Here is a 19,441-nt window from a genome sequence, read left to right as displayed (position 1 = left end):
ATAAAAAACTCCTTTCGGTTCATATCCACATGTGAATAACTTCATGTACTTGTCTATCGTTACCTTTTCTACGTGAATATGTGAATATCCTGTGAGTAAATGGTCATTTTGTCTGAAGAGTGTGAACAGAATTTCATACACTTTTTACATTACATAAAAGCAGATTGGAACATACACTTGAACTAATCAGAAAATTTAGATTATAAACAGGGGAGGGGTTGGCGTTGCTTCCTTTTGACATGGTGGAGTATCAGCAGCGACTGATGAATACGAAAAAGAGGATGATGGATAACGGAATCGATGTGCTTCTGATTACAGATCCTGCCAATATGAATTATTTGTCTGGCTATGACGCTTGGTCGTTCTATGTACATCAAATGCTCGTAATCATCATTGATGAACCGCAGCCGCTTTGGATTGGGCGTTACCAGGATTCGAACGGAGCCCGTGTAACGACGTGGTTGTATGACGAGAATGTCATTGCGTATCCAGATCAATATGTACAGTCTGAAACCCACCATCCGATGGACTTTATCGGCACCATTTTGAAACAGATTGGACAGGGAAACCGTCGGATAGGGGTGGAAATGGACCACTACTATTTCACAGCCAAAGCATTGGAGCGGTTGAAGCGTAGTCTGCCGGATGCGTCCTTCCTTGACGCGACGTCGATGGTGAACCTTGTGAGAATGATCAAGTCGAATCAAGAGATTGAATACATGAGAAAAGCAGCCCAAATCGCGGACTTAGCGATGACGAAAGGAGTCGAGAGCATTTATCCTGGCGTGAGGGAGTGTGATACCGCTGCCGAAATTTATTATCACATCGTAAAAGGTACGCCGGAATTCGGGGGAGAGTATCCCGCCATCGTTCCTTTGCTTCCGACAGGAGACCGGACATCGATTCCTCACCTGACGTGGACAGATCGGCCATTTTCAGAAGGGAGTGCCGTCATCATTGAACTGGCAGGCTGCTATAAGCGTTATCACGTTCCACTTGCCCGCACCGTGTCTGTCGGCCAGCCGAATGAACGTTTGAAACAGGTCGCGCCTGTCGTGTTGGAAGGCATTCAGGCCGTGCTTGAGAAAGCGAAGCCCGGCGTAACATGCGGTGAGCTTGAGGAGACGTGGAGGAAGTCGATTCAAGCTCACGGTTATGAAAAAGAAGCCCGGCTCGGCTATTCAGTCGGCCTCAACTATCCACCGGACTGGGGTGAGCATACCGCAAGTATTCGAAAAGGCGATCACACGGTCCTTCAACCGAATATGACGTTTCACCTCATTCCGGCCCTTTGGTTTCATACGGATGGCATTGAGATCAGTGAAACCTTCCGCGTGACAGAGAAAGGTAGTGAACGATTCACAGCCTATCCACAGGAGTTGATTGTTCGAGACTCCTTGAATCTTGGAGGTCAAATCAGCTGAATGATGTGTGGATAACCTGAAAGGAGAGAATAGCATGGAAAAAGCGAAGATGGGGACAAAATCAATTTGGGCTGGGGAAAAAGAGCAGTTAGCCTTTGGCGCTACTCAAGTACCAGTCGTACACAGTGTGTCATTTGGATATGAAGATATGGATGAGTGGTATGAGGTTGCCATTGGTCACCGGGAAGGTCATATCTATGGCCGAAACACGAATCCGACGGTTCAGGCTTTTGAAGAGAAAGTCCGCGTTTTAGAAAATGCAGAAGCCGCAACGAGCTTCTCGACAGGGATGGCTGCCATCAGCAATACGCTCGGGACCTTGCTATTCCCGGGCGACCGGATCGTGTCCATTAAAGACACGTATGGAGGGACGAACAAAATTTTCACGGAGTTCCTACCCAAGCAGCAAGTGGAGGTAGCCCTTTGTGATACAGGGGATCACGAAGCCCTTGAAGAGGAAATCGCTAAAGGGTGCAAAGTGCTTTATTTAGAGAGCCCTACCAATCCGACAGTCAAAATCACGGACATCGAACGGATGGCGAAAGCCGGTAAAGCCGTCGGAGCAGTTGTCATTGTGGATAATACCTTTGCCACTCCAATCAATCAACAGCCTTTATCCTTAGGTGTGGACTTAGTGATTCACAGCGCGACGAAATTCCTGGGAGGGCATGCGGATGCTCTAGGTGGTGTCGTATGCGGACGGAAAGCACTCGTAGAAGACATTTATCATTATCGCGAAATTAACGGAGCCACACTCGATCCTATGGCCGCCTATTTATTACTTAGAGGAATGAAAACGTTGAAGCTTAGAATTGATCAACAGAATCGCAACGCACAGGAGGTCGCCGAGTACTTGCAGACATTTGATTTGGTTGAGGGTGTCTATTACCCGGGCTTACCTGATCACCCTCATCACGATATTGCCAAAAAACAGATGACCGGCTTTGGCGGAATGTTGAGCTTTTCGGTAAAAGGCGGAGTGGATACAGTAAGAGATCTCCTTCCGAGGCTGCAGTTTGCGAACCGCGCAGCTAATCTAGGTTCTGTCGAAACCGTCGTAGGCCCTTCCCGGACGACAAGCCACGTTGAATGTACGCCTGCCGAGCGGGCGGCCATGGGAATTCCGGAAGGGTTGATTCGGTATTCAGCTGGTATTGAGGATATTGAAGACCTCAAAGCCGACTTAGCTCAGGCTTTTGAGTCCGTCACCTCGAAGCTGGAGAATTTGAGCAACCCAGGATGATGACTGCAATATTTCCCGGGGAAGAATCTTTGTTTTACTAATATTGGAATAGGGTACTTCTCCATCCTATAAAGGAGGAGTAGCATGGCTCAATATTACGTAAACCAGAATCAACAGACGAATGGTGATCATGAGGTACACGTGGAAGGATGCAAGTTCATGCCTTTTGAAAAAAATCTGCTGGAGCTTGGCGGACATACCGACTGTGCGAGTGCGGTGGAGGTTGCGAGAAATACTTACGACCAAGTGAACGGCTGCAACATATGTTGTCCGGACTGCGATACGAAGTAGAATGAACCTAGCTATGCTCATGCATAGCTGGGTTTCAGGGTGTTGAAAAGGTTCTGGATAAGATTGAGTGAGTCGTGGGGTGGAAAATAACTCGCTTTCCGGCGGCCCAACAGGACGTTGGGTCGTTCGACGTTGCCACAGGACGTGGCGGTTTTAGTTCGAACATCCTTGTTCACTTATCTCCTCGGACTAACGTCCTGTGGGGTCTCGCCGTTGTCCGTGCATCCCGCTGGAGTCTCGCCATTTTCCACCCCACTTTGCTATAACAGTGGGTCCAGAACCTAACCATAACAGAGTATGAAGCGGTCATCTGTGCGAACAATCAACACTTAAACACTCCAACAGCGTATATCGACAGGAGTTACTATACTTGAAAGATGAAAGAATCAACATCAGGCGTACATTCTCAACATTCTGGAACCCAGCTGTGCTCATGCATAGCTGGGTTTTTAATTTGTTGGTAAAGGTTTGGTCGAAGCGGGGGTGGAAAAATAGGTCGCCGCTCTTCTGAAGCCACCTACGTTGATACAGTACAGCTGTTTGTTCTTTATCGGGACAGCGAGTGGCTTTGAAGCAAGGAGTTGAGTCCGAATAAGCGAGTAATGGGACATCAAGAAGATCGAAAGCACTGTAACCAGTCCGAATTATTTTTGGAGAAAAAGAAAACGACTATTCTTACTACAAAGCGGTTTTTTTAGTGGGATATGGAAGCCTCCAAATAGGATAATTCACTCCATCATGAGCATAGTAAAGGTGAAGAATTCCTAATAAGGAGGATCAGCATGAAAAAGACGATATATATCCTGATCGTTATGACTGCTATGCTGTTTGCATTAGCAGCTTGTAATACAGAAGAAGGCGCACGTGAAAATCAGCAGAATAACATGCGTCAAGTCAGCTTCGGACCTGAAGACCAAGGCATTCAGCCTCATCAGGGCGAACGCACGGACAAATCGATCCAGCAGCACCGCTTCGATGCCAATATTCCATTTGAAGGGCTTAACCCGAATGGGACGTATTCCAATAGTGGAGATATGAACTCATATGAAGAAGCGGATCGCTATGCACAAGGCGATGACAAGATGGGCTCGAACAAAGAGCGTATCGACCAAGTAGACGGCTCTTTTAAAGATGAAGTTGTCCGCCTTACGAATGAAGCTCGAGAGAAAAATGGATTGAAACCGCTCAAAATGAGTCCGGCCGTGAACGAAGTGGCACAGACAAAGTCTGAAGATATGGCCGAGAAGGATTACTTCTCCCATACTTCACCGACGTACGGATCTCCATTTGATATGCTGAAGCAATTCGGTGTTGATTATCGTACAGCTGCCGAGAACATCGCAGCCGGTCAGCAGACACCGAAGCAAGTGGTGGATGCTTGGTTGAACAGCAGTGGACACCGTAAGAACATCATGAACCAAAACTTGACGCACATCGGCGTTGGATTTGCGCAGGACGGTCAATATTGGACACAAATGTTCATTGGAAAATAAGTCGTAACCAAACGCCCGTTTCGACGGGCGTTTTCTTCTTTAATTTTTAGGGGCAGCTCGCCCTTTCATTGGAGACGATGAGAATGAGAAATATTCTATTGCTTGCTATTATTTTCATGATTATTCAACCGATGCTCGTTCAAGCGGAAGAAAAGAAGCTCGTTGCCATCGGTGATTCAATACCTTACGGTTATCATCTTCCTGATCCTGAACAGCAGTCTTTTCCTGCTCTCATTTCCAAAGACAAAGGGTGGCACCTTACAAACTTAAGTAAACCAGGTATTACTTCAGAGGAGCTTCTAGCCAAATTGAATAACGATCCACAGGTTATTCACAGTGTTCAAGAGGCGGATTATATCATCCTTTATATTGGTGGAAATGACTTGCTTAATCTTTTGAAAGAGAATAAAGACCTCGATCAGCTGGATGTAGGAGAAGTGAAGGGGGTCATTACGGATTTGCTGGATCATGTAGGCAGGATACTAATTGAGCTCAATAAAAAGTCTGACGCAAAAGTCTTAGTGTACAACCTCTACAACCCCTATCCCAAAGCTGGTCCAGAGGTGGATGTCCCTCTCCGGTATATCAATGAACAGTATAAGACGTTGTCTCAATTTTATCAGTACGTAATGGATGTGCAGGTTGTGGATGCTTACAGCGTTTTCCACAAGCGTCCTGAATACATGATGACTAGAGATGTCCACCCTACAATCATCGGTCACAGAGCATTGGCTGATCTTGGGCTGCGTGCTCTCCCATAATCGAATCACATGAAAAAGCACCCTGCCTTGTACAAAGGAGAGTGCTTTTTCTAATCGGTCATGCTTTTATTTAATTAGGTTGGCGATTCAGTTAACGGAAGTTATACATTCTGCTCTTTCTTTTCCATGGCTTTTTGATACCCTTCCATAATTCCTTGTGCATACACCTTGTTTAATACGGTCATGGTTTGAGGAATGATATGGTCATCAGAGGTATCGGACACTTGATTTAGGAGGTCAACTAATTCCAACAGTTCGTCAGTTACTGGGAAAATCGGCTTGATGTTGTCCTTCATGTACATCACCTTCCTGATATCATCCGGGGGTATGATAGTAATATAATATTTTGGAATCTGATCTTGAGACCGTCGGTTTGTCCTTAAAAAAATAGACACTTATTATTATCACTTTAAAATCATTCTTTTTCAATGGCTATGTACACCTTTTTGTAATCTTAACCATATGAATGTTCCATGCATTTGTTATACAAACGTTATACTAAGAAAATTAGGGTGAAATGAACTATATAATGACTGAACAGTCTTGCTTCTATCTGTTCAAATCATCCTGTATAATTATAGGAACTTTCAGACATAACGGAGGACGACCGTGTGAGACGCTTATTTACTTATTCTTTATCCTATAAATGGTCGGCTATCATTGCACTCGCCCTCATGGGTATTGAGTTGGTTGTCGAGCTTGTTCAGCCACTGCTGATGGCTAAAATCGTCGACGAAGGGATTGTGGCAGGGGACTTTTCAGTGGTCTCTGGTTGGGGAGCGGTTCTGGTTGGGTTATCGCTTCTTGCCTTTGCAGCAGGGGTGACGAATTCCTTCTTCGCCGCCCGTTTGAGTCAGGGGGTTGGATATGACTTAAGGCGGGATCTATTTGAGAAGGTCCAGTCCTTTACGAGTCGGAACTTTCAATCCTACTCGACACCCGGGTTGATTACGCGCATTACAAACGATGTCGTACAAATACAGAATCTGCTGTTCATGTTTGTCCGGATTGCTCTCAGGGCACCGCTGTTCATCGTTTTTGCACTCTTTATGGCGTTTACGATTGATGTGCAGCTTTCGCTTATTCTAATCGTCGCTGTTCCATTGTTTTTAGCCTTCCTCTTCTTTATTTTATCCAAAGGGGTACGGTTGTTCAGTCGCGTTCAACAAAAGGTGGACAGAGTGAACACGGTCATTCGTGAAAACTTGACGGGCATCCGGTTAATCAAGGGATTCAACCGTGGGAAGCATGAGGAAGAGCGGTTCCGCGGTGTGAATGATGACTTGATGGATAAAAACAAAAGGGCGCTGTGGCTGATGGAAGTGGCCATGCCTGTTGTCATGCTCGGGATGAATATCATCATCCTGGTCGTTCTGTGGATGAGTGTGGACCGGCTGGCGGCGAACAGCATACAGCCTGGTGAAGTCGTTGCGATCGTCAATTATGCGACGCGGATCATGTTCACCTTCTCGATTTTCACATTTCTGATTATGGTGTTTTCTCGAGGGAACGCCTCAGCGAACCGTATTACTGACGTCCTGGATGAGGAGACGCCTTCTTACCTTCATGAAAAGAAAGGGGAGTCTCCTGTGTTAAAAGGAAAGGTCTCATTTGAGGATGTTTCATTCCGTCACGGAGAGATGACAACCCTCGATTCCATCTCCTTTCAGGCAGAAGCTGGGCGGACGATCGGCATTCTTGGAGAAACAGGTTCGGGCAAAACATCGCTGCTTCACCTTATTCCGCGTCTTTATGAAAAGACGAGTGGTGCGATCTATTTGGATCATCATCCCATTGAAGCGCTCGATGTGAAAAGCCTGCGACAGCAGATCAGCCTTGTGCCTCAGGAAATTCACTTATTCTCAGGAACCGTGAAAGAGAACATTGCCTGGGGAAAAGAAGAGGCTTCGGATGCTGAGATTCGTGAAGCAGCGGAACAGGCGCAGATTCACGAATTTATAACGACTTTACCGAACGGATATGAAACGAGGCTCGGGCAGAAAGGGGTGACGTTCTCTGGGGGGCAGAAACAGCGTCTTTCGATTGCGCGTGCACTCGTCCGGAAGCCGAAGATCCTTATTTTAGATGACAGTACCAGTGCCCTCGATGCCCATACCGAACATCGGTTGATGGAGGCACTCAGGGAACAGTCCTGCACCGTGTTTATGGTCGCGCAGAAAATCAGTTCCTTGAAGGCGGCTCATGATATTCTCGTCCTGCACAAAGGAAAGTTGATAGCAGAGGGGCCGCACGAACAATTGCTGAAGGAAAGCGACTATTACCGGGAAGTGTATCAATCTCAGTTGGAGGAGGTGCAGTAGATGGCTCAGCGAACGAATGTCCGAAGGCATCAGGGGATCGGCACAGCTCCGCCGAAGGTCAATGATATCAAGGCGACGACTCGCAGAATTTTCTCGTATATGAAAGAAGAGAAGAAGCGTTTTTACACCGTGCTGCTTCTCATCCTGGCAAGTTCGGGGTTGTCGCTTGCCGGACCATATCTTCTCGGCCGTACGGTAGATCTCGTCATCGCAGAGCCGGATCTCAGCGTTCTTCTGACCATGCTTACAACCCTTTTGTTCATCTACGGCTTTCAATCGGCCTTTCTCTGGCTGCAGAATTACTGGATGATCGGCATCGCACAGAATGCGGTGTACAAAATGAGAAATCATTTATTCTCACACCTGCAGCGTCTTCCAATTCTCTTTTTCCAAGAGTATCAACAGGGAGAGCTGATGAGTCGACTGACCAATGATATGGAGAACGTGAGTCGGACGTTGAATACGGCGATTGTCCAGTTTGTAACGAGTGTGTTGACGATCACGGGAACGCTTGTCATGATGCTATGGCTCAGTCCTCTCCTCACGCTGTTGACGATTACGATTGTACCTGTGATGTATTTCGGAATGAAGTGGATTACGAAGCGGACGGAGAAGTATTTCAAAGAACAGCAGCATCACCTCGGTGAAGTGAACGGCTACGTCGAGGAAATGTTCTCCGGGCAGACGATCGTATCGATGTTTTCCCGTGAAGAACAGGTGATTGAAGAGTTTAAGGGGAAAAATGAAGCGCTCAGGGATTCGGGGTACTGGGCACAAGTGTACACCGGGTTCATTCCGAAGCTCATGAACATGCTGAACAATGTGAGTTTCGCCATCATTGTAGGGGGCGGGGGACTGCTTGCGTTGAACGGCTCGATTTCAATCGGTGTCATCGTGACGTTTACAACGTATTCGAGGCAGTTTACGAGGCCGCTGAATGATTTGGCGAACCAGTTTAACATGATTCTTTCTGCGGTAGCAGGAGCGGAGCGGGTCTTCGATATCATAGACAAGAAGGTCGAAGAGAAGGACGAGACAAAGGCGGAAGATGTTCCAGCGTTAGAAGGGGATGTTCGCTTTGAACAAGTTGATTTCTCTTATGACGACGACCAGTCTACATTAAAAGATATATCCTTCCACGCCAAGCAGGGTGAGACGGTCGCCCTTGTCGGTCCAACAGGGGCAGGGAAGACGACAATCATCTCTTTGCTCTCTCGTTTTTATGAACCGAGTGACGGAATCATCTTGATGGACGGGAAGCCTCTGAACGAAATGACACGCCGAAGCCTGCGCCAGCAGATGGGGGTCGTGCTGCAGGATTCTACGATGTTCCATACAACCATTCGTGAGAACATCCGCTATGGAAGGCTGGATGCGACGGATGAAGAGGTCGAACAAGCTGCGCGTGCGGCCCATGCCGACGAGTTCATCCGACAGCTGCCGGATGGATATGATACGTGGCTGGATTCAGACGGACATGGAGTCAGCCACGGACAGCGGCAGTTGTTATCGATTGCCCGTGCGATGATTGCCAATCCGTCTTTGCTCATCCTCGATGAAGCGACGAGCAGTATCGATACGGTAACGGAAATGAAAATCAATGACGCTCTGGCTAAACTGATGAAAGGCCGGACGAGCTTTGTCATTGCACACCGCTTAAATACCATCCGGTCGGCAGACCTCATCCTTGTACTTCAGGACGGTCAGATCATCGAAAAAGGTTCTCACCGTGAGCTGTTGAAACAGAAAGGGTTCTACGCAGACTTGGTTCGCACCCAAATGGCAGAAGGGCAAGCCCTATCTTAGGTTTTGACGGCACACCTTCCCACAAAGGACATACCGTATAGTAAAAAGGGGTATGTATGATGAGCAATCGACATGATCGATTACCTTTGTGGACTGAAGTCCCTTATGCAGGAGCTTCACATCCACCGACCGTTCGCGGAGGCGTAGAGCCTGAAGCGGGGGAGTGGAAGACTTATTTTATTGAACATAGCAGAAGGCACGGCTTCAAAAAGCTTGATGGAAGACCGATCCGCTTAGCCATCAAGTCACCAGACAAAATTGACTTTTATAAGCAGCTCCAGGAAGTGAAGGAAGCCTTGGCTAACTTAACAGAAGAACAAGTCAAAATAGCGGAATATTGGGGAAGCGGCCCACCGTCCAAGCAGTGGATTCCGGTTGTGGACCGCTTGATTGACACATACAGCGTAGAGGCACCGAGGGCTGCACGTATCCTTGGAGCTTTGTTCAGCGGTATGAACGATGCGTTCGTCGTCTGCTGGTCACTGAAATACAAATGGCTCGTACCTAGACCGAACCAGTTGGATCAGAACCTTGCGACCGTTGTATGTACACCGAACCACCCATCCTATCCTTCTGGTCACGCGACCGTTTCCGGTGCTGCCGAAGTGATCTTGAGTTACTTCTTCCCGGGAGAGCGAAGGAAATTGCACCAAATCGCGGAAGAAAATGCGGTGTCAAGGCTGTACGCAGGGGTTCATTACCCAGCAGATAACGAGCAGGGGCTCCGTCTCGGAAGACAAATCGGTCGTATCGTTGTCGAGGAGCTGCAGAAAGACGAAGTGAACGGAGTGCCGCTCGATCACCCGTTCCGCTCCTACCGGGATGCTGATATTCTGCCGGTCGATTATGAGCAGGTGATTCCTTTCGAGTATGATCAAAGCTGTAACTCGCTGCTGCTTAGTGATGAAGAGGAATCTTCATCGAGTGAATGGCCGGACCCACGCTTATTCTTCTAACAAAAAATGCTTCCGATCACCCTATGGTGGCAGGGAGCATTTTTTATGCAGTGTGTGAATGCAGCTTTTTGAAAAAAGTAGACAAGTTTCCGAGGCTTGTACGCATATACATGAATCAACAAACCCTTAGGAGGAATGTTGATGGATGCCCTTATTTTATCCGCAAAGAAAATCGGTCTCATAGCGGGAGCACTTGTCATTGCCTTTGCAGCTTATTTTATTGGAAGCTCGGTATGGAAGGGAGCGGTTCCGACGTCCTTGATGGATAAGAAAAGCCCTAGAGTAATCAACCTTGTCACCGGAGAATTCAAAGCAGAGACGAAAGATGGCAAAGAGATCGAGGCGTACCGATGGGACCCTGGCACGATTTTTGTGGAAAAAGGAGAAGCGGTTCAATTGAACATATTCGGTGTCAACGGCCACGAACACCCGTTTTACATTGAAGGAACGGATATAAAAGGTACCGTGAAGCAAGGGGAAGAAACCGTCGTTGACCTGAATTTTGATAAAGAAGGAATCTACCGTTTGATCTGTACGACCCACGCAGATACTTCCACAAACGGACCGATGATTGCTTACATCGTCGTAGATTAACGCTGCCATGATTGGAATGGTTGCGGCACACATCTTCCTGGGCCTATCCATTGCGGCACCAGTAGGTCCGATTAATATTGAAATTGTGAAGCGGGGGCTGACCTATGGTTTTCTCTCGGCATTGTTCGTAGGTCTTGGGGGGATGTCATCTGATTTGTTGCTGATGGGAGCCATGTTCCTCGGCATGGCCGCTTTCTTATCTGTGGTCTGGGTTAAGATTCTACTATTGATGATGGGGGCACTCGTTCTGATACATAGCGGGCTGGTCAGTATGAAGTCCCCTCATCTTATGATGGATCAACGGACGGAAAACAGTACGGTTCCATCCTCCATTTATAGAGGGTCGTTTCTGAAAGGCTTCTTGATTGCCAGTACCAATCCCATGAACCTTTTGTTCTGGATCAGCATCTATGGCTCTGTACTGAGCAGTGCTTTTGAAAAGGAAAACCTTCTGTATTCCTTTTTAATCAGTATGCTCGTCTTTGTTGGAATCGGGTTGTGGAACCTGAACATGGCTTTTATGACGCATTTTGGACGTTTTCTGGCGTCGCCTTTTGTCCTGCGTTTTATTCATATAGGTGCAAGCCTGATCTTGATCGGTTTCGGGGGAAGAATGGGGTGGCAGGGCGTTCAGTTGCTTATCCAATTTGTCTAGTGGTTGATGGATACGGACTGTTTCCGGTTGTGTTTGGAGGATTGGGACAGAAGGTGTGCCGACTGGAGAGGATCTGTCCGATAAATCTCTTAATGGGACAGGCAACGCACCAAACGATCGACTCATAGTCCGATAAAACTTTTAATGGGACAGGCATCGCACCAAACGATCGACTCATAGTCCGATAAAACTTTTAATGGGACAGACATCGCACCAAACGATCGACTCATAGTCCCATAAATCTTTTAATGGGACTGACTGAACTCCAAGCAGGTCGTCGTTGTCCTGAACCTTCCCTCTATTAAAAAAAGCCTCCATTCAAAAAATGAATGGAGGCTTTTCATTCTATTAAGAAGCATGATTTTCTTTGATCAGACGGTTGATTTCATTTTTATAAAGGTCAGATCGTCCACCGAAGATCGCCTGGATGTTTTGGTCGACTTTCACAACGCCCGCAGCGCCTAAAGCTTTCAGTTGGTCTTCGTCGATTTGGTTAACATCTGAAACTTCTACTCTTAATCGAGTGAAGCACGCGTCTACGTGTTTCAAGTTCTCTTCACCACCAAGGGCACCCATGATGGCGACAGCTGTTTCTTTGGTCGGATTGGATTTGCCATCTTTCTTCTCATTGAAATCTTTACGAGTGTAAAGTTTGTTCTCCTGTCCTCCGCGTCCTGGAGTGGCAAGGTCCCACTTCTTAATCGCAAATGAGAAGGAGAAGTAGTAGATGACGAAGAAGATCGCACCGATGACAAGGTTCATCCACCAGTTTCCGGTACCCGGTATGGCGTTCACGAGGATGAAGTCAATCAGTCCGGATCCTCCAGCCCATCCTAAGTGCACATCGAGCATGTACATGACAGCAAAGGATACACCTGCTAAAAGAGCATGGAATACGAACAGTAAAGGAGCTACGAATAGGAATGTGAACTCGATCGGTTCCGTAATCCCTGTTAAAAAGGCAGTACCTGCTGCGGCAATCAGCATTCCTTTAACGACAGGCTGGTTCTTTTTATCAGCGCGGCGGTACATAGCAAGAGCGGCTCCAAGAAGCCCGAACATGATGACAGGGAATTTACCGGCCATGAAGCGTCCAGCTGTTACTTCTACACCTTCTGCGACTTGGGCAAGGAAGATATATTGGTCACCAGACACCATGCTTCCAGCAACTTCAGTCGTACCTCCGAGAGAGGTCCACAAGAATGGTGCATACCAAATGTGGTGAAGCCCCGTCGGGATCAATGCACGTTCAAGGAATCCATAAAGACCGACGTATAACGGATTCGTCGCTCCGTTAGCGATGACGTTCGCAACGGAGTCAATGCCACTTTGAATGGGTGGCCAGACAACCATCATCAATAACGCAAGGAAAATAGAAGAAAAGACCATCGCAATTCCTACAGAGCGGTCACCAGCGAAGAACCCTAATACTTCAGGTGGATCGAACTCGTGGAACTTATTATAAATCCAGACGGCTAGTAAACCGACGACAATTCCACCAAGTACCCCCGTCTCAAGAGTAGGAATTCCAAGTGCCATCCCATATTCGCCGCTCTCTGCGACCATCTCAGGCGTAATACTAAGTGCGAAGGAAATCGTTTTGTTCATAATGATATAACCAAGCAGGGCAGCTAAAGCAGCAATACCCGAACCTCCCGTCAGTCCGATCGCCACACCGATCGCGAAGATGACAGCAAGGTTGTTGAAGATACTGATTCCGATATCGGACATGCCGTTACCGATCAGTTGAATCACATCATTTTGTAAAAAGGTGAGGGTATCCGCTAGTGGACCTGTCAGGGCTGCTCCTAAACCGAGTAGAATACCGGCCGCAGGAAGCAGGGCAACAGGAACCATGAGCGATTTACCGAACTTTTGTAAGCTCCCGAAATATTTCTTCACTTTAATATCCTCCTTTATAAGGAAACGCTTTCGTGTTGATGTAAGAAGATTCCCGGGCAGAGCCCGGGATCAAGGATAGACTTAAGCTTTAACCGTTGCTTTTTTATTTTCGTAAAGGGCCGGCCAGAATTCTTTGTTGGCATCAATCATATCGTCAAGGATTTTTCTGGCGCGAGGTGCATCGACTACCGTTCGGTTGAGTGTGAGAGCCTGCAATGCTTTTTCATAACTGTTTTCGAAGTATGCATCGACAACGAGTTTTTCATAGGCGAGCTGGCCTTCGATTAATCCTTTGTAGAATGTTGAAATGTTTCCTACAGAGAACGGTTTCGGACCACGGTTCGTCATCATGGCAGGTACTTCAACCATAGCATCGTCCGGCAGGTTAGCGATCGTCCCATTGTTTTCAACCATGACGATGAAGATGTCTCCGTTGTTATAAGCCATAGAAGCGGCCACACGAATCATGTAGCGACCGTGGATGTCGACTTCCAATTCCACATTCGCTGTTGTATCGTCTGAAATGATTTGATCAGCAAGATTGTGAACACGAGCTTCGCGGCCATTGATGACTTGACGGGCACGTGTGTTTTGCGGGTCCTCTTTTTCAACCATTTGGGAAGGGTACAGGTAATACTGCAGGTACGTGTTCGGCAAGTACTCTGGGAAGTCGGTGACCATCTGCTCGACCTGTTTGAATGTCTTGATCCAAGATGGGTCGTTTGCGATCTCGGCATCTTCTGGAATAAAGCCATCTTCCGTAATCGCTCTCTTAATCGTAGATGTGTGGTCATTGCCGTCTTTATCAAGGATCTTCGTAAACCAGCCGAAGTGATTTAATCCGAAATATTCTGGTACGAGGTCAAATACGTCCTTCCCTAAGATTCCAGCGTAGGATACCATGATCGCCGCTGGCATGTCACAAATATTCAGGAGTTTTTTGTCCTCAGGGAATTCCCGGCGAAGGGCTTCTGCAACAATGGCAGCTGGGTTTGTATAGTTTAGAATCCAGGCATCTGGAGCATAATGGCGGATATCATTCACAAGCTCGATCATATCACCGATGGAGCGAAGTCCGTAAGCCATTCCACCTGGGCCGCAGGTTTCCTGACCGACAGCTCCGTGCTGTAATGGAATCTGCTCATCCTTCTCGCGCATGGCCAGTCCACCCGTACGAATCTGAACAAAAACAAAATCCGCATCAGATAACGCTTCTGCTTTATCCGTTGTATAAGAGAAACGCTCCAGTTCAGGATATTTTTCTCTAAGGATGATTTCAGATGCTTTCGCGATTTTCTCCTGACGTTCGTGATCGGTGTCATAGAAGGTAATCGATTTCAAAGGAAATTGTTCTTTTTCAGCGACTAAGCTCATGATCATTCCGATGGTATAAGTGCTTCCGCCACCAACAACAACAAGATTCTGCTTCTTCATTTAAAAAACCTCCATTAAAGGTATTGTATTTGTATTAATTATTTGTTGATACAAATATAATACATTTAAATGAAAGCGTCAACATATAGTTTGATATTTTTGTTATACTAAGACTACCGACACACCTAGGAGGATGCGAGATGGGATCTCCGTTATATAGAAGGATTGCACAACAAATCAGAGAGGAAATCGAATCAGGCCAGTGGAGGGAAGGGGAATCGATCCCGACAGAGCTGCACTTGTCTGAACAGTTCGGTGCCTCTCGAGTGACCGTGAGGCAGGCGATTAAGTTATTGGTTGAGGAAGGACTGCTTGAAAAGGTGCAAGGGAGCGGTACATACGTGAAGGAGCAGAAGATCGAGCACAATATCTTCGAGCTGATCAGCTTCACGGAGGAAATGCGGAGTTTGAACAAAGAGCCTGTGAACAAAGTGTTGGACTTCCAGCTTCTCGAGCCGAATGATCACGTGAAGCGGATGCTTAACCTTCAGGTGGAAAAGAAGGTTTTCTATGTGCGCCGTCAAAGACTTGTAGATGACATTCCGTATGTGGTCGAAGATACGTATCTGCCGGTCGATCTCTTCCCGAATCTTTCATATGGAATCATGACCGGGTCAAAATATGATTATATCGAACACGAACTTGGGAAAAAGATAAAAGACAGCTTTCAAGAAGTGATTCCGGTACTGCCGGATGAGGATATAGCAGAAGCCTTAACCGTCGATGGAGGAACACCGGTCTTGAAGATCCGGTCGTACAGTGTACTAGAGGATGGGACTGTATTTGAATACAGTGAAAATCACTTCAAGAGTGACGAATATAAATTTACGCTCCGGGCTTCCCGACCGTGAAGCGCTCCAGTTTGTCATTTAACTGCACAAGAAAAGGAACCCATAATCGGGTTCCTTTTCTTGTAGATATCGTATTCACTTTGTTCAAACGCTACTCTTTAACAGCTCCGGACGTCAAACCAGATACGATTCGGCGCTGGAAGAGGAGAACCATGATGACGAGCGGAACCGTTACAATAACAGTTGCCGCTGAAATCTCACCCCAAGGGATCGTATATTGACCCTGGAACATTCCGATCCCGACCGGAACGGTTTTATGAGATTCGGACGTGTTGATAACAAGGGCGAATAGGAATTCGTTCCACGCTGCGATGAACACGAGAATCGCTGTCGTAAAGATTCCCGGTACAGCCAGTGGAAGGATGATGCGGAAGTACGTCTGCATCATCGAAGCCCCGTCCATTTTCGCGGATTCTTCCAGGTCGAATGGGATTTTGCGGAAGAACGTAACGAGTAACCAAATGGACAGCGGCAGTGCAAATGTTGTATAAGGGATGATCAAACCTAAGTGACTGTTTGTCAGCCCGATGTTTCTTAAGAAAATATAGATCGGGGAAATCGTTGCAATCTGTGGGAACATTGATACAGAAAGTACGACACCCAGAATGATCGGTTTTCCTCTGAAACGCAAACGCGCAATGGCATAGGCGGCAAAGGCTGCGACAAAAACAGTGTAAACGGTTGTGATGGTCGCGACGACTAAACTGTTCCATAGATACAAGTGGAACGGTCGAATCGTGAAGACGGAAATATAACTTTGAATCGTCGGATTGCTTGTGAACCATGTGAACGCTTCAGAACCAAATAACTCGGATAGAGGCTTAATGGAGCTCAAGAGAATCCAAAGAAACGGAAACATGATGACGAATACAAAGATGACCAAGAATATATAAAATCCTACGCCTGCTTTTTTCTGCATCTATTCTCTCACTCCTTTAATCTTTTGCTTCATCACCGAGTAGATCGGATCCGAGGAATTTAATGAAAATGGCAGAGATGATGGCTACACAGATGAACACGATGACGGCAAGGGCGGAACCTTCCCCGAAGTTCGTCTGTTGGAACATCACTTTGTAGGCCAGCAACGATATCACTTCCGTCGAGTTGGCTGGTCCTCCACCTGTAAGAACGTAAATCAAGTCAAATACGCGGAACGCATCAAGTGTACGGAATAATAGTGCAACTAAGATACTCGATTTTATAAGTGGAAGGGTGATCTTAAAGAACTGCTTCCATTTGTTCGCTCCGTCCATGGATGCCGCTTCATACAACGAACTTGGGATCGTTTGCAGACCCGCAAGTAAGAGAAGGGCCATGTACGGCGTCGTTTTCCATACGTCTGTCAAGATCGTCGATGCCATCGCGCCGACAGGAGTGGTCAATAAGTAGCTCATATTCTCGATCAGCCCGATGTCTGCAAAGAATTTGGCTATAATACCATTTTGACCATCGTATAAGTATTTCCACATCATCGCAGATACCGCAGTTGGAATCGCCCACGGAATCAGGATGGCTGCACGGACTAGTCCGCGTCCGAAGAATGCCTTGTTGATCAGCAAAGCAATTGACATACCTAATACGAGCTCAAATCCGACAGAGACGAAGGTGAATACAAAGGTATTCCCGAGGGATCGCCACAGTCGCACGTCGGTCAAGTTGTTCGTATAATGCTCTAAGCCGATGAAGTTCGGTCTGATGATACTTTCATTCAGTCCGCTGGCAAGTCCGGTTAGGCGACGAGCATCTTGTAATGCATCTTGTGATTCTAATTCAACGAGTCGTTCTTCCACCGCTCCGAAAGTCTCATCAAACTCCTGACCAAAGGATCGATCGATACTCACGAATTTCAGCTCATCACTAGGTACCTCGAAGTTAAACAGAATGTCATTGACTTCATTGTATTGCTCTTCAATTCCCTGTTCTGCCACGAGCTCTTCGTCAAAATCCTGAACTGTTGTGAGGATTTCATTCAGTTCTTCATCCACTTCACTCGGTGCTTCATCGATTTCATTTTCGAGTGCTGTCACAAGGAATGGCTGGTTGTTTAAGTATTTTTCCAAATCTAAATTATAATCGAGATGAATGCTTGATTTTTGTGGCTCATTCAATTGGTAATCGAACAGACTGAAGTAAAAAGATTGGATGACCGGCCATATGGCGATGGCAAGGATTAAGATCAAAGAAGGGGCAACGAGTAGGTATCCAAGCCGTCTCTCTTTTTTCAATGAATCGCTTAAGGTTTTCTTCTTAGCCAAGAATAGTTCCTCCTTTATGCCAAAAGGGGATAAACCCCTCAGGTACAAGTCCTGAGGGGTTTATCAGGGAGTACAGGTTATTGCATAACTGCATTCAGTTCTTCTTCCATCGCAGCGACTGCCTCTTCTGGAGTCAATTCACCAGCGATCGCTTTGGATACGTTGATTTGGATGACTTCAGAAACTTCTGGGTAGTTCGGTGCAACTGGACGGGATACAGCGTTAGAAAGGGCGTTCTGGAAACCTTCCTGTTGGAAGAACGGGTTCGCTTCAAGGATTTCTTCATCTTCAAATAGAGCTGGAAGAGTCGGAGCAAGACCACCGTGAATCGCAGAGATCTTCTGACCTTCAGGACCTGTCATGAACTTCAGGAATTCCCAAGCTTCTTCTTTGTTTTCAGAGTAACGGTTGATGGCTGTCATCCAACCACCAAGTGTAGCAGCGCTTCCAGCGTCACCGGAAGGAAGTGGAGCGACACCTACGTTGCCTACGATTTCAGATTGCTCTTCATCGTTAGCAAGGTTCCATTGGTAAGGCCAGTTACGGATGTATGGAGATTGACCTTCAATGAATGCTGTGTGAGACTCAACTTCAGTGAACGTGTTGATGTTTCCAGGTACGAAATCAGAGTTCGCGATTTCAACAAGTTTAGAGATACCTGCAACGGTTTCAGGGCTGTTTACAGCAACTTCCCCGTTTTCATCAAGGATTTGTCCACCGTAAGAAGCGATGAACTCAACTGCGTTACATACTAGACCTTCATATTGCTTCGCTTGCATCAAGTAACCGAATTCTGTAGATCCTTCACCTTGGATCGCAGAAGCCGATGTCATAAGGTCGTCCCACGTTTGAGGAACTTCATCTTCACCAACTAGATCTGTACGGTAGAAAAGCATACCCGCATCGATGAATTTAGGCATCGCCCACTGTTTACCGTTGAACTGTGCAGCAGATAGTGCGCCTTCGTTATAGTCGCCTGTTTCAATGCCATCACGTTGTAGGAAACGGTCCAGTTCAAGAACGTAACCTGCCTGCGCGAATTCAGCCGGCCATACAACGTCCAAGTCCATGACGTCGATTTCAGCAGACTCAGCGTTCAGCATCGTGACGTACTGGTCATGCTGCTGACCTGTGTCAGAAGGCATTTCGCGGAATGTTACATTAATGTTCGGGTGAGACTCGTTAAAGGCTTTGATCAATTCGTCTGTTGCGCTTGTAGAGTCTTGTCCACGTGCATAAACGATTTCAACGACTTCACCAGATGAATCGCCTTCGCTGGCTGATTCACCAGAATCACCGGAAGTATCTTCAGTATCTTCGCCGGAATCTGTGCTATCTGTTGCTTCTCCATCACCTTCGCCTCCACCGCTGCATGCAGCGAGGGCTACAACAACCAACAACATCAAGGACAGTAACCAATACTTCGTTTTCATTAAAAAACCTCCCATATTTTAT

17 protein-coding genes are annotated in these 19,441 nt (G+C 46.8%); 11 read left to right on the top strand and 6 right to left on the bottom strand.

All coding sequences use genetic code 11. From position 1 onward, the window contains the following. The first annotated feature begins 239 nt into the window (after nt 1-239). The 5 genes from LCM20_RS11690 (at nt 240) to LCM20_RS11670 (ending at nt 5,212) form a co-directional block, all read left to right on the top strand. Entirely contained in the window at nt 240-1,424 is a 1,185-nt protein-coding gene (locus LCM20_RS11690) for a M24 family metallopeptidase (RefSeq protein WP_225195738.1), read from the top strand. A gap of 34 nt (nt 1,425-1,458) precedes the next feature. Next, the gene (locus LCM20_RS11685; protein WP_225195637.1) at nt 1,459-2,667 is read left to right on the top strand and encodes a cystathionine gamma-synthase family protein; all 1,209 of its coding nucleotides are present in this window, start codon (nt 1,459-1,461) and stop codon (nt 2,665-2,667) included. Between the two features lie 84 nt (nt 2,668-2,751). Further along, nucleotides 2,752-2,958: a hypothetical protein gene (locus tag LCM20_RS11680; protein WP_225195636.1), complete on the top strand. Its 207-nt coding sequence runs from the start codon at nt 2,752-2,754 to the stop codon at nt 2,956-2,958. Nucleotides 2,959-3,740: 782 nt separating this feature from the next. Further along, a complete protein-coding gene (locus LCM20_RS11675; protein WP_225195635.1) occupies nt 3,741-4,451 on the top strand; it encodes a CAP domain-containing protein in 711 nt (236 codons plus the stop codon). Between the two features lie 83 nt (nt 4,452-4,534). Beyond that, nucleotides 4,535-5,212, top strand: coding sequence for a GDSL-type esterase/lipase family protein (locus tag LCM20_RS11670; protein ID WP_225195634.1), 678 nt, complete (start codon nt 4,535-4,537; stop codon nt 5,210-5,212). A 101-nt stretch (nt 5,213-5,313) separates the two neighbouring features. On the opposite strand, the gene LCM20_RS11665 is transcribed toward LCM20_RS11670, so the two are convergent. After that, a complete protein-coding gene (locus LCM20_RS11665; RefSeq protein WP_225195633.1) occupies nt 5,314-5,508 on the bottom strand; it encodes a hypothetical protein in 195 nt (64 codons plus the stop codon). Nucleotides 5,509-5,823: 315 nt separating this feature from the next. On the opposite strand from LCM20_RS11665, the gene LCM20_RS11660 reads away from it, so the two are divergent. The 5 genes from LCM20_RS11660 to LCM20_RS11640 all read left to right on the top strand — a co-directional run bounded on the left by LCM20_RS11660 (nt 5,824) and on the right by LCM20_RS11640 (nt 11,544). Further along, nucleotides 5,824-7,533, top strand: coding sequence for an ABC transporter ATP-binding protein (locus tag LCM20_RS11660; protein WP_225195632.1), 1,710 nt, complete (start codon nt 5,824-5,826; stop codon nt 7,531-7,533). Beyond that, nucleotides 7,534-9,339, top strand: coding sequence for an ABC transporter ATP-binding protein (locus LCM20_RS11655; protein ID WP_225195631.1), 1,806 nt, complete (start codon nt 7,534-7,536; stop codon nt 9,337-9,339). It abuts the gene before it with no gap. A 59-nt stretch (nt 9,340-9,398) separates the two neighbouring features. Then, the gene (locus LCM20_RS11650; RefSeq protein ID WP_225195630.1) at nt 9,399-10,295 is read left to right on the top strand and encodes a vanadium-dependent haloperoxidase; all 897 of its coding nucleotides are present in this window, start codon (nt 9,399-9,401) and stop codon (nt 10,293-10,295) included. 141 nt (nt 10,296-10,436) lie between these two features. Further along, nucleotides 10,437-10,889 (top strand): cupredoxin domain-containing protein, encoded by a 453-nt coding sequence (locus LCM20_RS11645; RefSeq protein WP_225195629.1) that lies wholly within the window; start codon nt 10,437-10,439, stop codon nt 10,887-10,889. Between the two features lie 7 nt (nt 10,890-10,896). After that, nucleotides 10,897-11,544 (top strand): LysE family translocator, encoded by a 648-nt coding sequence (locus tag LCM20_RS11640; protein WP_225195628.1) that lies wholly within the window; start codon nt 10,897-10,899, stop codon nt 11,542-11,544. Nucleotides 11,545-11,892: 348 nt separating this feature from the next. Here the strand turns inward: LCM20_RS11640 and LCM20_RS11635 are convergent, their stop codons facing one another. After that, complete coding sequence (locus LCM20_RS11635) at nt 11,893-13,446, bottom strand: PTS transporter subunit EIIC (protein WP_225195627.1); 1,554 nt, start codon at nt 13,444-13,446, stop codon at nt 11,893-11,895. A gap of 81 nt (nt 13,447-13,527) precedes the next feature. Beyond that, complete coding sequence (locus tag LCM20_RS11630) at nt 13,528-14,880, bottom strand: 6-phospho-alpha-glucosidase (RefSeq protein WP_225195626.1); 1,353 nt, start codon at nt 14,878-14,880, stop codon at nt 13,528-13,530. Nucleotides 14,881-15,020: 140 nt separating this feature from the next. On the opposite strand from LCM20_RS11630, the gene LCM20_RS11625 reads away from it, so the two are divergent. Continuing rightward, nucleotides 15,021-15,731 (top strand): GntR family transcriptional regulator, encoded by a 711-nt coding sequence (locus LCM20_RS11625; protein ID WP_225195625.1) that lies wholly within the window; start codon nt 15,021-15,023, stop codon nt 15,729-15,731. Nucleotides 15,732-15,822: 91 nt separating this feature from the next. Here the strand turns inward: LCM20_RS11625 and LCM20_RS11620 are convergent, their stop codons facing one another. The 3 genes from LCM20_RS11620 to LCM20_RS11610 form a co-directional block, all read right to left on the bottom strand. Next, nucleotides 15,823-16,650 carry a carbohydrate ABC transporter permease gene (locus LCM20_RS11620; protein ID WP_225195624.1) on the bottom strand — a complete coding sequence of 276 codons (828 nt, stop codon included), beginning with the start codon at nt 16,648-16,650 and terminating at the stop codon, nt 15,823-15,825. Nucleotides 16,651-16,666: 16 nt separating this feature from the next. Then, a complete protein-coding gene (locus LCM20_RS11615) occupies nt 16,667-17,986 on the bottom strand; it encodes a carbohydrate ABC transporter permease (RefSeq protein WP_225195623.1) in 1,320 nt (439 codons plus the stop codon). Between the two features lie 77 nt (nt 17,987-18,063). Then, nucleotides 18,064-19,419 carry an ABC transporter substrate-binding protein gene (locus tag LCM20_RS11610; protein WP_225195622.1) on the bottom strand — a complete coding sequence of 452 codons (1,356 nt, stop codon included), beginning with the start codon at nt 19,417-19,419 and terminating at the stop codon, nt 18,064-18,066. Nucleotides 19,420-19,441: the final 22 nt, after the last annotated feature.

The organism is Halobacillus litoralis (assembly GCF_020171725.1).
Lineage (GTDB): Bacteria > Bacillota > Bacilli > Bacillales > Halobacillaceae > Halobacillus > Halobacillus litoralis_F.
This window is presented reverse-complemented; position numbering and strand designations above follow the sequence as displayed.